General features: G+C 62.5%; 9 protein-coding genes and 1 tRNA gene. 1 reads left to right on the top strand and 9 read right to left on the bottom strand.

The window, feature by feature from the left end; all coding sequences use genetic code 11:
* Positions 1 to 128: 128 nt before the first annotated feature.
* The 3 genes from LHJ54_RS07610 to LHJ54_RS07600 all read right to left on the bottom strand — a co-directional run bounded on the left by LHJ54_RS07610 (position 129) and on the right by LHJ54_RS07600 (position 7,444).
* The gene (locus LHJ54_RS07610; protein ID WP_228243291.1) at positions 129 to 2,102 is read right to left on the bottom strand and encodes a ParB/RepB/Spo0J family partition protein; all 1,974 of its coding nucleotides are present in this window, start codon (positions 2,100 to 2,102) and stop codon (positions 129 to 131) included.
* A gap of 104 nt (positions 2,103 to 2,206) precedes the next feature.
* The gene (locus tag LHJ54_RS07605; protein ID WP_228243290.1) at positions 2,207 to 6,454 is read right to left on the bottom strand and encodes a strawberry notch family protein; all 4,248 of its coding nucleotides are present in this window, start codon (positions 6,452 to 6,454) and stop codon (positions 2,207 to 2,209) included.
* A gap of 75 nt (positions 6,455 to 6,529) precedes the next feature.
* A complete protein-coding gene (locus LHJ54_RS07600; protein WP_228243289.1) occupies positions 6,530 to 7,444 on the bottom strand; it encodes a toprim domain-containing protein in 915 nt (304 codons plus the stop codon).
* A gap of 145 nt (positions 7,445 to 7,589) precedes the next feature.
* On the opposite strand from LHJ54_RS07600, the gene LHJ54_RS07595 reads away from it, so the two are divergent.
* Complete coding sequence (locus LHJ54_RS07595; RefSeq protein WP_228243288.1) at positions 7,590 to 8,174, top strand: lytic transglycosylase domain-containing protein; 585 nt, start codon at positions 7,590 to 7,592, stop codon at positions 8,172 to 8,174.
* Positions 8,175 to 8,287: 113 nt separating this feature from the next.
* On the opposite strand, the gene LHJ54_RS07590 is transcribed toward LHJ54_RS07595, so the two are convergent.
* The 6 genes from LHJ54_RS07590 to LHJ54_RS07565 form a co-directional block, all read right to left on the bottom strand.
* On the bottom strand, positions 8,288 to 9,541 hold the full coding sequence (locus LHJ54_RS07590; RefSeq protein ID WP_228243287.1) for an integrase arm-type DNA-binding domain-containing protein: 1,254 nt from the start codon (positions 9,539 to 9,541) through the stop codon (positions 8,288 to 8,290).
* A gap of 178 nt (positions 9,542 to 9,719) precedes the next feature.
* Positions 9,720 to 9,796, bottom strand: a tRNA-Met gene (locus LHJ54_RS07585).
* Between the two features lie 67 nt (positions 9,797 to 9,863).
* Positions 9,864 to 10,388, bottom strand: coding sequence for a 2'-5' RNA ligase family protein (locus tag LHJ54_RS07580; protein WP_228243286.1), 525 nt, complete (start codon positions 10,386 to 10,388; stop codon positions 9,864 to 9,866).
* A gap of 3 nt (positions 10,389 to 10,391) precedes the next feature.
* Positions 10,392 to 11,363, bottom strand: coding sequence for an endolytic transglycosylase MltG (gene mltG / locus LHJ54_RS07575; protein ID WP_228243285.1), 972 nt, complete (start codon positions 11,361 to 11,363; stop codon positions 10,392 to 10,394).
* 142 nt (positions 11,364 to 11,505) lie between these two features.
* Complete coding sequence (gene fabF, locus LHJ54_RS07570) at positions 11,506 to 12,765, bottom strand: beta-ketoacyl-ACP synthase II (RefSeq protein ID WP_228243284.1); 1,260 nt, start codon at positions 12,763 to 12,765, stop codon at positions 11,506 to 11,508.
* Between the two features lie 114 nt (positions 12,766 to 12,879).
* Complete coding sequence (locus tag LHJ54_RS07565) at positions 12,880 to 13,116, bottom strand: acyl carrier protein (protein WP_228243283.1); 237 nt, start codon at positions 13,114 to 13,116, stop codon at positions 12,880 to 12,882.
* Positions 13,117 to 13,149: the final 33 nt, after the last annotated feature.

Below are 13,149 nucleotides of genomic sequence, written 5' to 3'. Positions count from 1 at the left end.
GCAGCTTTGCTGCTCGTCCTTTCCCAAACGAGACGGTCAGCAAGTGGCCCAAAAGCTTACATTGAAAAGGCGGCCCGTCCCGGAAGGGACGGACCGCCCGCCGAGCGACTTGGACCTGTCAGGAGGGGTCAGGCAGCCTGCTCGGCAATCTCGTCAGTTACTTCTGCGTTGACCGCCTCGTCTTCTTCGTGGTCGGACAATTCGCCTTCTTCGGAACCGGCGAAACACATGATCGGCGGAACCCAAGCCTGCGCCCGTTCCTTGACCTCGGGCTCGCCAATGAAGCTGCCGGAGAAGATGCGCTCGGCAGCGCTCGCCAATTCGGCCTTCTTCGAGGCGGCATAGCGACTGACCAGCTCCGGACCCCCAGCAGCATCTAGCGCTTCGAGCGTGCGGGCTTTTGCCACGCGGTCGAAGTAATTCGCCGCCGTGGGACGCCACCAATGCGCGGTCTCGATTTCGAGCAGCGAGCCGAGTGCTTCGTGCAGCGGCACCGATCGTTCTCCTTCGCAGGCAAGGCTTGCGATGAGCGTTCGCGAGACGACATGGCCGAGCCAGGCCGAACGCGCCTCGTCAGAAAGTACCCGAAACCTTGCAAACCGCTCGACATCGCTTTCGCCAGAACGCCAGCTTTCATCGAGCGACCCGGCAAACTCGGCCAGGGCAGCGCTCGCCGGCGCATCCTTGGCCTCGAACCCGGCAACCGGGCCGGACGCGATCGAGCCGACGAGCGTCGACGCTTTCTTAGCGCGCCAGTCGTGCGCATCGGCATCGGCAAGCGTGAAGACCATGAAGTCGAGCGCCAGTGCCGGGTCATTGGCGAGATGGATTGCCAGGATGTCGCGGCGCTGCATTGCGAGTTCGTCGAGCAGACGCTGGGAAAGCGAGTTCCCCTTGGGCTTAGCCGCACCGCTCGCTTCAATGGCCTCGACCACGCCTTCGTCAGCAATAACTTCGGTCTCGGTGTAGTACTGCGGGACCAATGTCGGCTCGCCATTGCGCGAGAGGACGAGGAAGGCGCCAGCCTTGGATTTCAGTTCGTCGGCGAGTACCGGCGGCCGGTCATTGAGCGCGCGCATGGCGCGGTCGATGACGACGAGTTCCTGTTCGGCCTTGGCGACCTCGTCCTCGTCGCTATCCTCGTCTTCGAGCACGGCTGCGACGCGGTCGTAGTCGGCCTCGAGCTCGCCGAGCTCCTGTGCTTCCTGCTCGGTCATCGGTGCAGGTTCGCAAGGCAGACGGCTCAGACCTTCGACAAGGTCATGGCTGACATAGGTGCCAAGCGTCGAGCGTACCCAGGCAATGCCATTCTCAAGCGCGACCTTTTCTGCGGCTTCTGCCATCGCCTTGTGTGCAAGGTCCTCGAGCAGCGCGACATCGATCCAGCTCTCGCTGGCATCATCGTCGAACAGTTCGCGCTCGATCCGGCCGCCTGCGGCGAGGTAGGCATCGCGTCCGACGAGCACGGCACGCGGATCGGAACCACGCACCGTGGCATCGAGCACCATGCGGCGGATCGTGTCAGGCGTGATCTGGTACCAGGCTTCCTGCAGCTCGGCATAGACATGCGCCTGGCGCTCCACGTCGGATATCGCGCCATAGGCCTTGGCCATGTCGAGCGTGATCGTGCCTTCGGCAAGCGCTTCGAAGACACATGGCGCGAGACTTGCCAGGCGCAGACGTCCTTCGACGAACCGGACGGTGAGGCCGAAGCGGCGCGCCACGTCTTCGGTGGTAGCGCCTGCCTCGACGATTGCCGCGAAAGCCTGCGCCTCGTCGGCCGGATTCATCGCCAGACGCTGGAAGTTCTCGGCAAGACTGGCTTCGCGCACTTCGCTTTCCTCGCCTTCGATGACGAGGCAGGTGACTTCGTGCGTGTCAGGCAAGGTGCCCTCTTCGGCCAGCGCCTGCAGCGCGGCGAGACGGCGACCGCCGGCCTCGACTTCGAACTTGCCGCGCTTTCCTTTGCGCACGACGAGGTTCTGCAGCAGGCCGCGCGCAGCAATATCTGCCCGCAGTTGGAGGTCCGCCAGCACGTCGCTCGACTTGCGAACGTTGCGCGGGCTCGCAGCGAGCTTCTTCAAGGGAATGGACTGGATCATGGGTGTTCTCCTGATGGATTGAAGGCGCACGCGAAGATCACGAGGCCCACAAGCCCAAAGGGCCCCCTCCACTCTCATTCTGAAATTGGGGTCTGCCCGAGGGATCAGGCGGCAAGCGCGGGGAGGACCGACGAGGCTGCGGAGACTGGCACGAACAGCCGCGTGCGGTAACGGATGATCTCGGTGAAGCAGCCCTTGCCCTTGTACCACTCGAGCCGGTCGGGCGAGAACCCGGTCAGTTCAAGGCGCTGTTCGCCGCCGACCAGCGAGCGCTTCACCGTGAGTGGATCGTGGCTCGCAAGGCCCAGCGGCTTGCCGCTGGCGAGGACGAGGTCACCGAGCTGCTCTGCGGCTGGTCCGGTAACCCCAGAAAGACCAAAGGTTTCGGCGATCGCAGCGAGATCGATATCGAGCACTTCGCGGCCGATGATCGAGTGGCCGTCCTCGGCAACGAGCCGGGTGACGCGGACATGATCGCCGGGGAGGCGCTTCCAGACCGGAAGCAGCAGCCCGGTTGCGAGATGGACGCGCTCGGTCACCGGTGAAGCGGCGGCTTCCTTTTCCTCGGCCCGCCAGGCGCTGGTGAACGCGGTGACGCCAATTTCCTCCCAGTGACTTTCACCGAGAGCTTCAAGCGTCCAGTTCGCGGACTTGAGCGGGCGCAGCAGTCGTCGGCGTTCGATCACGGCCCCGTCGTCAGCGATGAGGCGCCGGGCTGGAACCGACAGTGCGATCTTGCCCGAGCGCGCATTGCGCATCGGTATCGCGTGCGGGCTGCCGATCTCGTGCATCCGCACCAGGCGCTGCAATCGTAGGGGCCGAAGGTGCCGGCTCACTTCGAGCGAGACGAGCCGGGTCTCCGCTCCGGTCACAGGATCGGTGCGCAGGAGTTCATCGGCGAGCACCGTGAAGTGATCAACCCTCACGGTTTCCAATCCCTGGTCAAGCGTTCCAGCTTCGCGCGCGGCTTCGATCCGCGCTTCGACGAGGCCGAGATATTCGTCGAAGATCGCGTTCTGGAGCGCGATCGGTAGCGCGAGAATGCGGTTGAGCCAGCGCTGAATCGTCGGGAGATTGTCGGTCAGCCCGCCATCGGGGTTTTCAAGTCGCAGACAGGTGCGCTCGACGAAGTTACCGAAGCTCGTAGCTTCGAGCTTGCCGTCATAGAGCAGCTGGAACCAGCGGCTGAGCGCGTCGCGCGCGTAGTCGCTTTCGAGATTGTCTGCCGGGTCGAACAGGTTCTGACCGCCCGTCTGGCGCTGACCACGCGTCAGCGCGCCCAAGCCATCGAGCCTTCGCGCAATGGTCGAGATGAACCGGCGCTCGCCCTTCACGTCGGTGGTCACCGGGCGGAACAGCGGGGCCGAGGCCTGGTTGGTGCGGTTGGTACGACCGAGACCCTGGATCGCGTTGTCGGCGCGCCAGCCCGGCTCGAGCAGGAAATGAACCCGGCGCTGCTGGTTCTTCGCATGAAGGTCTGCATGGTAGGATCGACCCGTACCGCCCGCGTCCGAGAAGACCAGGATGCGCTTGGTTCCTTCCATGAAGCTTTGCGCTTCGGCGACATTGGCGCTGGGGCTTCGCCGTTCGAGGCGCTGCTGACCATCGCGTCCCAATATCAACCTGCGGGTCCGGCCCGTGACTTCGGCCACAGCCTCGGTTCCGAAGTGCTCGATAATCGCGTCAAGTGCTGTGGCAATGGGCGGCAGCGCGCAGAGCTGTTCGATCAGCGCGTCGCGCGCGGCAATGGCGCGCGGGCAGAAAACGGGATTGCCCTCCTCGTCGCTCATCGCCTCCGAGTGGAGATTGCCGTCCTCGTCTGCGAAGACCTGCATCAGGCGCACCGGGAAGCTCTTCGCAAGATAGTCGATGACATATTCACGCGGGGACAGATCGATATCGAGCGCTTCGCGTTCTTCCACGCTAAGGTCGGCAAGGCGCCGATCGAGCATGGCCTCGGCGGTCGAGACCAGTTGCACGACAACCGAATGGTCTTCGCCAAGTGCCGCTTCCATCGCGGGGATCAAACTCGGCAATTTCATCGAAAGCAGGAGCTGGGCAAAGAAGCGCTGCTTGGTGCCTTCGAAGATCGATAGCGCTGCAGCCTTGGCATTGCGGTTGAGCGTGTCGCCGCTGTACTCGTCGACCACGCGGGTTGCCTCGAGCGCAGCTTCGAGGTTGCGGTGAATGATCGCCCAGGCATCGGCATAGGCATCGTAGATCCGAACCTGTGCGTCGGTCAGGCTATGTTCGAGGATCTCGTACTCCACCCCGGCGAAGGACAGCGCACGGGCAAGGTAGAGTCCCTGGGCCTTAAGGTCGCGGGCGACGAGCTCCATCGCCGCGACGCCGCCCGCGCGGATCTCGGTCATGAAGGCTTCGTGGGTCGGGAAAGCGGTCTCGGGTCCCCACAGGCCGAGCCGGGAGGTGTAACCGAGGTTGGCGATATCCGAAGCGCCAGTGGCAGACGCGTAGAGCACGCGAGCGCGCGGGAGATGATTCTGCAGCCTGAGGCCCGCCATCCCTTGTTCGGAGCCCTTGACCTTGCCGCGGATTGAAGAGCCCCCGAGCGCATTAGCCATCGCATGGGCTTCGTCGAAAGCGATCACGCCGTTGAAATCCTCGCCCGCCCAGGCAAGGATCTGGTCGAGCCGCGTATCCTCGGCGCGGCCCGAGCGCAGCGTCGGATAGGTGACGAAGAGAATGCCTTCGGACATCGTTACGGGCTGGCCGAGTTTCCAGCGTGAGAGCGGCTGGAGATCGAGCGGTAGCCCGCCAAGCGCTTCCCAGTCGCGGCGCGCATCTTCGAGCAGCGCCTCGTTCTTGGTGATCCACACATGGCGGCGCTCGCCTGCGAGCCAGCGGTCCATGATGACCGCTGCGATCTGCCGTCCCTTGCCCGCTCCGGTTCCATCGCCAAGGAAGAAGCCTTGGCGGTAGGAGTGCCCGTCTTCGGACAGTTCGAGCGAGGTGCCTTCCTGGCTGACCTTGAACTGGCCCGGCAGGTCGCGCGCAAATGCCTGGGCTGCATAGACCAATGTCTCGCACTGCGCTTCGGACAGAAGGCCATCGGCCTGCCAGCCAGCGGGAAGACGCGGTGTGACGTCCGGCTGAGGCGCCGCGACAGAACCCATGGCGACCGATTCCACGAGCGGGGTGGGATGGACCGGAGCATCTTCGAACGCGATGCGGCTGGGCCGGTATGGCAGATAGATGCCGGTCTGTTCGGGCACCGGTGCGGGGTCGGCCAAGACCGAATAGGTAAGATCGATCGCATTCGCTGTGGCTGGTGTTGTCGCTGCAAACGGCGCCACCGGCCGGACCGGCGCGCGATGCGTTGAAGTCTTACCAACGAGGCTCACTGGCTTACCGACTGGCAAGCGATGGATGTTGGCGGAGGTCTGTACGCGTGGCGGAAGCGCAGTGATAAGCTCGTGGACTTCGATCAGGTCGCCAGTATCTCCGGTGATAACTGGCGCGGACGCAGTCTGCGTCTTGTCGAACACGACCAGGCGAACGGCGATACTCGTCCCGGTGCGGCGAAACACCTGCTGCAAGCGAATATCGAGCAACAGCGATGTTTCGCCCTGCGCCTTGGCGAAGGCGGAAGCATCGAAGCCGTCGGGCATGATCGCAACAATCCTCGCCCCATTGGCAGCGGCCCGGATTGCACTACGAAGGTGGCGCTGCGCGGTCTCGCCGTCCTTGCCGCGTTCCTGGCTGCGGGCGAACGGCGGGTTTATCAGCACGACCGACGGAACAGGGCCACGATGCAGGTCCGCGATCAGTTCCCCGTCATGCGCAGTGATCGTGGCCGAAGGGAAGACGTGGGCCAGGCCGTCTCGTCTTGCCGGATCGATCTCGTTGATGAGCAGCGAAGCGTTCTGGACGCTGCCCCAGAGAGCAAGGGCGCCATTGCCTGCGGACGGTTCGAGAAGTGTGTCGTGCGCCGAGACAGCTGCGGCCTTCGCCATCAGCCAGGCCAGCATCGGCGGGGTCGAGAATTGCTGGAGCTCGACCTGTCCTTCACTGCGCACGTGCCGCGGCGGCAAGGCTGCTTCGAGCCAGTCGAACCGCGCTTCGGCTTCATGCACGCTTGTCGCCAGGTCGATGCGCGAGGACTCGCGAAGCCAGAGCAGAGCGCCGATCTCGACGGCGTTGTTGTAGTCGTCGATCGTCCAGGCGCTTCCCCAATCTTGTGCACCGGTCTCTTCGGCAAACAGGCTGGAAATGTCGGCGCGGGTAAGATGACGTCCTGATACGACAAGCTCGGCAATCCTAGCGCCAACGGCGTAAGCCGATGGCACTGATGGCAACTGCTCGCCGGCGGGAAACAAGTCTGATTGAAACATGGCAATTCGTCCTCCTGATGAAGGCATCGGGACACGCCCTCTGCCGGATCAGGAATTCGAGAAGCCCTCTCTCCTCTACGGCGCCGTCTTGCGGCGCAGCCATGCTGTCAGTTCATCGTTCCAATCGGTACCGCGTGATGACGGCTTGCGAACGTGGATCGTGCGTCCATCGCGGGCATAGGCGGCCGTGGCACGCGACGCAGCCAGCTCGCCGCCCGCATCGTGATCGACGAAGAGGTGAACCTCGGTCACGCTCTCGGGCACGCTGACGAGGCCGAAGCGCTCATTGCCCAGGGTCGCCCAGACGGGGATGCCTGTAAGAGCGTAGGCCGACATCGCGCTTTCAATGCCCTCTGCGAGGCCAAGCTGGCCAGAAGCCGGAGCAAAGAGGCGGACGGCAGCTTCCCCGAGCGCGCCGAGCGCGCGCTTTGGCTTGTCGAAGCCAGCCTTGCCTGAAGCCTCGGTAGACAGGAACGTGCGGTGGATGGCGATCGGGCCCTCGTCGAGACTGACTGCCGCGATCATGGCGGGCAGAAAGCGGGCCCGTCCTTTCGGGCCAAGCGGCGTTCGTGGATGGAAGCGGAGCGTAGGAGATGCGGCGAGGATGCCGCGGCTTTCAAGATATGCCTTTGCCGGACTGGCACGCAGTGGCTGCGCATCGCGCCAGATCCTCACCGCTACCGCCGAGGGTTTGCGGGTGCTGGTCGATTCGGGTTCGTTGGTGGTCGCAGAACCTGCAAAAAGCGCCGGTGCCTCGAAACCTTCACGCGCCAGAGCAGCCAGCACGCTCTGCTGATCGCATCCCGCGAAACAGTGGAAGAGGATGGCCTGTCGGCCGAGCGACACACCGAGTGACGGCGTGCGGTCATCATGCGCGGGGCAACAGGCCATGCCCTTTGTGCCGGACCATTTGCCCCCTCGGCTTTCGCAGATCTTGCGGGCGGTGCCCTCGAGCGAATGACGTGACAGGGTTGAATTCGAAACAGGCATACCGGCTCCATCGCCTCACAGTTGCCCCCTCCAAACGAACCCCTCTCCTCTCGGATAAACTTGCAAAAAAACGTTTTCCTACACCCACTCGTTCTATTTATGTTCTCTTGCGGATCGAGGCAAGGTGAAAGGTAATTCGATGCGAATGTCTCTGGTGGCCTGCGGTTGCGCTGCGCTCGCGATTGCGATTTCGGGATCCGCGCGCGCGCAGGAGTTTCAGGTCTTCGACCATGACCTCGGCACAGTTGAGGCTACAACCGACAAAGGGCGCGCTTTCAACCCGACTGCAATCTACTTGGGCAAGCCAGACGGCGGCACGGCTTATATCGATAGAAGCTTCAAGGAAGCCTTGTACGAACCACTCATCCGGCAAGCTGAAGCGCGATACCAATTGCCACCTCGACTGCTTCAGGCCCTGATTTGGCAGGAATCGCGGTTCAACCCGATGGCGATCAGTCCGGCTGGCGCCGCTGGGCTCGCTCAACTCATGCCGGGAACGGCAAGAGAACTTGGTGTCAGCAATCGCCACGATCCGGCTCAGAACATCGATGGCGGCGCGCGGTATCTGAAGCAGATGCTAGAGCGCTTCGGTGCGATCCATCTCGCGCTAGCTGCCTACAACGCTGGCCCCGGCGCCGTGTCGCGAGCCGGCGGGATACCGGAAAATCGGGAAACACCTGGATATGTGAAGAGCGTTATCGGCCGATGGATGGCATATAGCTCGATATGACTACGAACCCTCGAACGAAGACTTTGGATTTGAGGTTACCGCAGAGGGTATCGTTGTCGGGTTCGACCGCCTTCGCGTCGAATGGCTGGGGCAGGTGCCCGCCTAGGAGCAGGTCAAGCGGCTCTCAACACAGCTATGTTTTGTGCTTTGCCGCCGATGGAATCGAGGAAGTCTGCCCAATCCTGCAGCATTGCACGACGGGGAGCGAGATATTCGGCAGCATTGTATGCCCCACGAACCTCGTTCTCTTCGCTGTGTGCCAATTGCAGTTCAACCCAGTCTTCATGATATCTGCGGATCCACATCGGTGGTTCGCCGACCTCGACCAGCTGCTCATTCGCCCAGGTGCTCGCCAGACCCCTGAAGCCGTGAACAGTTTGTCGCCCGTGGTAACCGAGCCGATAGAGGCCATAGATCATCGTATTCTCGGAAAGCGGCATCTTGGGTTTCTGGCCTGGAAAGACGTATTCGGCTTCGGACTTGCTGATCATATCTTGAGCAAGAGAAGCGGCTTGTCGCGACAATGGCACGATATGCTCGCGGCCCCTTTTCATCCGATTAGCGCCAATGCGCCAAACTGGTGAGTTTCCAGCTAGATCCTCAAACTCTTGCTTCTTGGCAAACCGGAGTTCCTTTGTCCGGACCCATGTAAGAAGCGCAAAGGTCAATGCCGCCCGCGTAATTTCGGATCGTCTCTCACCCTCTTCCTGGTATCGCTCCATCTTGATGATGAGTTCGGGTAGCTGTGCCAGAGGCAGCTTCGCCATATGCTTGACCCGAGGACGTGGCTTCAAAGCCCCCCGAAGATGCGCCGTTGGATCGGAATCGCAAAGTCCGCTGGCAATCGCGAACTGGAATACCTGACCAATACACTGCTTGGCCCGTCGACTGATGTCGAGCGCGCCGCGCTCCTCGATCTTCCGAATGACCTTCAAGACTTCTGGTGGAGTTATCTCATGCATCATGAGCTCGCCCAAGACAGGAAGCACGTCCTGCTCCATCCGCGACCACACACGCTTCGCATGGGCGGGATTGAGACTACTTGCTCTGTTCTCATGCCACATGGTGGCAATCGCCCTGAAGGTCTTAGCCTCTTCGAAGTCCCGACCCGGTTTGTGAACCATCGGGTCCCTGCCTTTGGCCAGCACACCCTTGGCAGCTCTCTTGAGTTCTCTTGCGGCCGCTATTCCGACTTCGGGGTAGGCACCGAAAGAAAGCAGCTTCTCTTTCCCGTGGTACCGGTATTTCAGCCGCCAGAGCTTCGAGCCGTTCTTTTGCACGAGGAGGAATAATCCCTCCCCATCCGCAAGCTTGTATGGACGCTCAGCCGCCTTCGCTTTTTTGATCTGAATCTCACTCAAGGCCATTGGGGGTATCGCTCCTTTTCGCTACCCCCGGAAAATACCCCCAAAATACCCCCACACCAAATCCGGCTTCAAGCGAATGCATGCGCACGCAAGCGGACGCGAATCACTCACATCATTCTGTTTTAATTGAGTTTTACGGATATATGCGGAAGCAAGCGAACCCATGCGGATTCGAGATTGGTAGCGGAGGAGGGACTTGAACCCCCGACACCCGGATTATGATTCCGGTGCTCTAACCAGCTGAGCTACTCCGCCCCAGGCATCGCCCGAACTTGTGCGGGCGACCGGCAGGCGCGGGCTTTAGGCAAGCACTTGCCGTCGGTCAACCGCGCTTTGGGCCGCGAAAGGCCCAGTCGCGCACATGATCCCATGGCCCGCCCATGTACCGGAACAATGAAAAGCCGCGAAAGAAGAAACGGCGCGGCGCTACGGCCGGGGCAAGTTCCGCCTGCAACGCCTTGGCCTCGGCCGGGCTGACCTTGTTCTGCACGGTGATGTGCAGGCGGGGACGGTGGCCGTCCTGAGCCGACAGATTGCCGTGAAAATGCTCCGCTATTTCGTCCCGCAGCGCCAGCATAGCGGGGCTTGCGAGTGCAAGTGCCGTGCCCCGCCCCAACGAAATGATGCCTTGAAGATGCGCTTGCGGTGGCGGGTTCTGCCTGGTCAGGCGTGTCAGCAAGCCGGCCAGTTCCGCTGAGCACGAAGGCGGCAGGGCGTGGAACAGGGTCACATGCGCGGCCAGATGGTTTCGTTCCGGCGGGAAGTGCCTGTCGCGCAGGGCAGTCGCCCAGGCTTGGAGGTCGGGCGGCAGCGTGGCGGTGAGGATCAGCGGTTCGCGACCCTCCACCGTTCAGATGCCTTCGCGTTCACGAAATTCGCGCCACCTGCGGACGTTGGCGTTGTGTTCGGCAAGGGTGCGGGCAAAGACATGCCCCCCGGTCCCGTCCGCGACGTAGAACAGCGCGTCAGTGTCTGCCGGGTTCAGGACTGCCGCAATGCTGTCGCGCCCCGGGTTGGTGATCGGGCCGGGCGGCAAGCCCGCTACAGCCCGCGTGTTGTACGGATTGGGATCGCGCACTTCCGACAGGCGGATCATGCGCCCCAGCGGCCGTCCCTGCGTAATGGGATAGATCGTGGTGGCATCGACATCCAGCCGCATCCCCTGCCGCAACCGATTGGTCATCACCCCGGCGATCAGGGGCCGCTCGCTCGCCTTGCCGGTCTCTTTTTCGACCAGCGATGCGAGGATGAGTGCCTCGCGCTGGGAACGGGCAATCGTGTCAGGTCCGCGCTTGGCCCACTCCTGGGTCAGCGCCTCGTCCATCGCCGCCTGCATGCGGGCGAGCACCGCCTGACGGCTTTCCCCGCGTTCGAAGCTGTAGGTGTCGGGAAGGATGCTGCCCTCTGCCGGTACGGCAATTCCGCCGGTCAGCAGCGGTTCGGCCATCAACCGCTCATGGACGAGAACGGCAGGCAATCCTTCCGGTATGGTGACGAACCTGCGCACCACTTCGCCCGACTGGAAGATGTCAAGGATGCGGGCGGGGCTGGCACCCGCCGGCAGTTCAAATTCGCCGGCCTGGATATGTCCGGTTCCGCCAAGCAGCTTAGCGCGCAGGAGAAATGCGTCGGCCGACGCAATCAAGCCTTCGTCCTCCAGCTTCGCGGCCGCAGAAGTGAGGGTCGCGCCGTCAGGCACGATGAAGGTCACATCCTGCTCAATCTGCGCGGAGCCGTACCAAGGCAGGAGGAGCCACGCGAGGCCGATCACGGCCACGATGGCGATGGCGGCGGCGCCCAGCAATGCTCGCTTCAGGGTCATCTGGACTCTTCTCTCCTGTCCCTGCAAACAAAGGCCAAGGGATGCACCGGCGAACCTGTGACCAACCGCAAGAACAAGGGCTGCGGCATGAAAATCCGATCGCTCACGCCTTTTCTAACGCACGGCAAGTGAGTTGACTGCCCTAATCCACCTGCTTCACGATTAACGAGGCATTGGTTCCGCCAAACCCAAACGAATTGTTCAACGCCGCCCTCACCCGTCGCTCCTTCGCGCGGTGCGGAACCAGGTCGACGCCTTCGGTTCCTTCATCGGGGTTGTCGAGATTGAGGGTGGGCGGCACGATCTGGTCACGGATGGCCAGAATGCAGAAGATGCTCTCCACTGCGCCAGCGCCGCCCAGCAGATGTCCGATAGCGGATTTGGTGCTGCTCATCGATGCACCGCACAGATCGTCGCCCATTACACGCTTCGCCGCCGCAAGTTCGATCGTATCGGCCATGGTCGAGGTGCCATGTGCATTGATGTAATCGATGTCGCACGGCTCCAGCCCGGCCCGGCGCAGTGCCATGCGCATGGCGAGTTCCGCCCCGCGCCCTTCAGGATGGGGCGCGGTAACGTGGTAAGCATCGCCAGAGAGGCCATATCCCACGACTTCGGCGTAAATCTTCGCCCCGCGCGCCTTGGCGTGCTCATACTCCTCCAGCACCACCACGCCCGCACCTTCGCCCATGACGAAACCATCGCGGTCCCGGTCGTAAGGGCGGCTCGCCTGTTCTGGCCGATCGTTGAAGCTGCTGTTGAGGGCACGTGCCTGCGCGAAGCCGGCCACTCCCAGCGGGTTGATGGTTGACTCTGCACCGCCGGCAAGCATCACGTCGGCATCGTCAAGTGCGATCATGCGCGCCGCGTCGCCAATTGAATGCGCGCCGGTGGAACAGGCGGTGACGACCGCGTGGTTTGGCCCCATCAGACCATATTTGATCGAAACCTGCCCGGATACCAGGTTGATGAGGCGGCCGTGCACGAAGTGCGGGGAAACCCGCCCCGGCCCCTTTTCATGCAGGACGATCGATTCCTTCTCGATCCCCGGCAGACCGCCAATGCCCGACCCGATGGAGCAGCCCGTCCGCTGCTTCAGGGCGTCGTCCATTTCGGCGAGGCCAGCATCTTCGAGCGCCTGTCCGGCGGCATCAATGCCATAGATGATGAAGGGATCGACCTGCCGCTGAACCTTGTGGTCGACCCGCTTGTCGGGGTCAAAGCCCCAGGGATGATCCTTGCCCTTCACCTCGCAGGCGATGGTGCATTTCTGATCGCTCGCATCGAAACGGGTGATCGGCCCGGCACCGCTTTTGCCAGCGATGAGATTCGTCCAGGACGTTTCCACATCGCCGCCGAGCGGGGTGACGAGTCCCAGTCCGGTGACAACAACACGGCGCATTCAAACGTTCTCCCTGAACGGCGACAGGCCCAGTCCCGATCGGACCGAGCCTGCCATTAACCGGAACTGCTGAACCGGGCTTCCGGCAGGCTCAGGCCGGACGGAAGGCGGCAATCAGCCCTTGTGTTCTTCGATGTAGCGGGTCGCATCACCCACGGTGGCGATCTTCTCAGCCGCGTCGTCGGGGATTTCCACGCCGAACTCTTCTTCGAACGCCATGACCAGTTCCACGATGTCGAGGCTGTCGGCGCCAAGGTCGTCGATGAAACTCGCCTCAGGCGTGACCTTGTCGGCTTCCACGCCCAGATGCTCGATGACGATCTTGTGCACGCGTTCCTGAGTGTCGCTCATGTAAATCCTCTTGGAGTGAAGGGTGATGTATCA

The sequence above is a fragment of the Porphyrobacter sp. GA68 genome (assembly GCF_022605525.1).
Taxonomy (GTDB): Bacteria; Pseudomonadota; Alphaproteobacteria; order Sphingomonadales; family Sphingomonadaceae; genus Qipengyuania_B.
The sequence above is the reverse complement of the archived record's forward strand: the minus strand, read 5'-3'. Positions and strand labels throughout refer to the sequence as shown.

Coding starts and splice junctions, on each gene's coding strand:
- mltG (WP_228243285.1), bottom strand. CDS start 11,363: ATGACCCTGAAGCGAGCATTGCTGGGCGCCGCCGCCATCGCCATCGTG.
- LHJ54_RS07595 (WP_228243288.1), top strand. CDS start 7,590: ATGTCTCTGGTGGCCTGCGGTTGCGCTGCGCTCGCGATTGCGATTTCG.
- LHJ54_RS07590 (WP_228243287.1), bottom strand. CDS start 9,541: ATGGCCTTGAGTGAGATTCAGATCAAAAAAGCGAAGGCGGCTGAGCGT.
- LHJ54_RS07565 (WP_228243283.1), bottom strand. CDS start 13,116: ATGAGCGACACTCAGGAACGCGTGCACAAGATCGTCATCGAGCATCTG.
- LHJ54_RS07600 (WP_228243289.1), bottom strand. CDS start 7,444: ATGCCTGTTTCGAATTCAACCCTGTCACGTCATTCGCTCGAGGGCACC.
- LHJ54_RS07605 (WP_228243290.1), bottom strand. CDS start 6,454: ATGTTTCAATCAGACTTGTTTCCCGCCGGCGAGCAGTTGCCATCAGTG.
- fabF (WP_228243284.1), bottom strand. CDS start 12,765: ATGCGCCGTGTTGTTGTCACCGGACTGGGACTCGTCACCCCGCTCGGC.
- LHJ54_RS07610 (WP_228243291.1), bottom strand. CDS start 2,102: ATGATCCAGTCCATTCCCTTGAAGAAGCTCGCTGCGAGCCCGCGCAAC.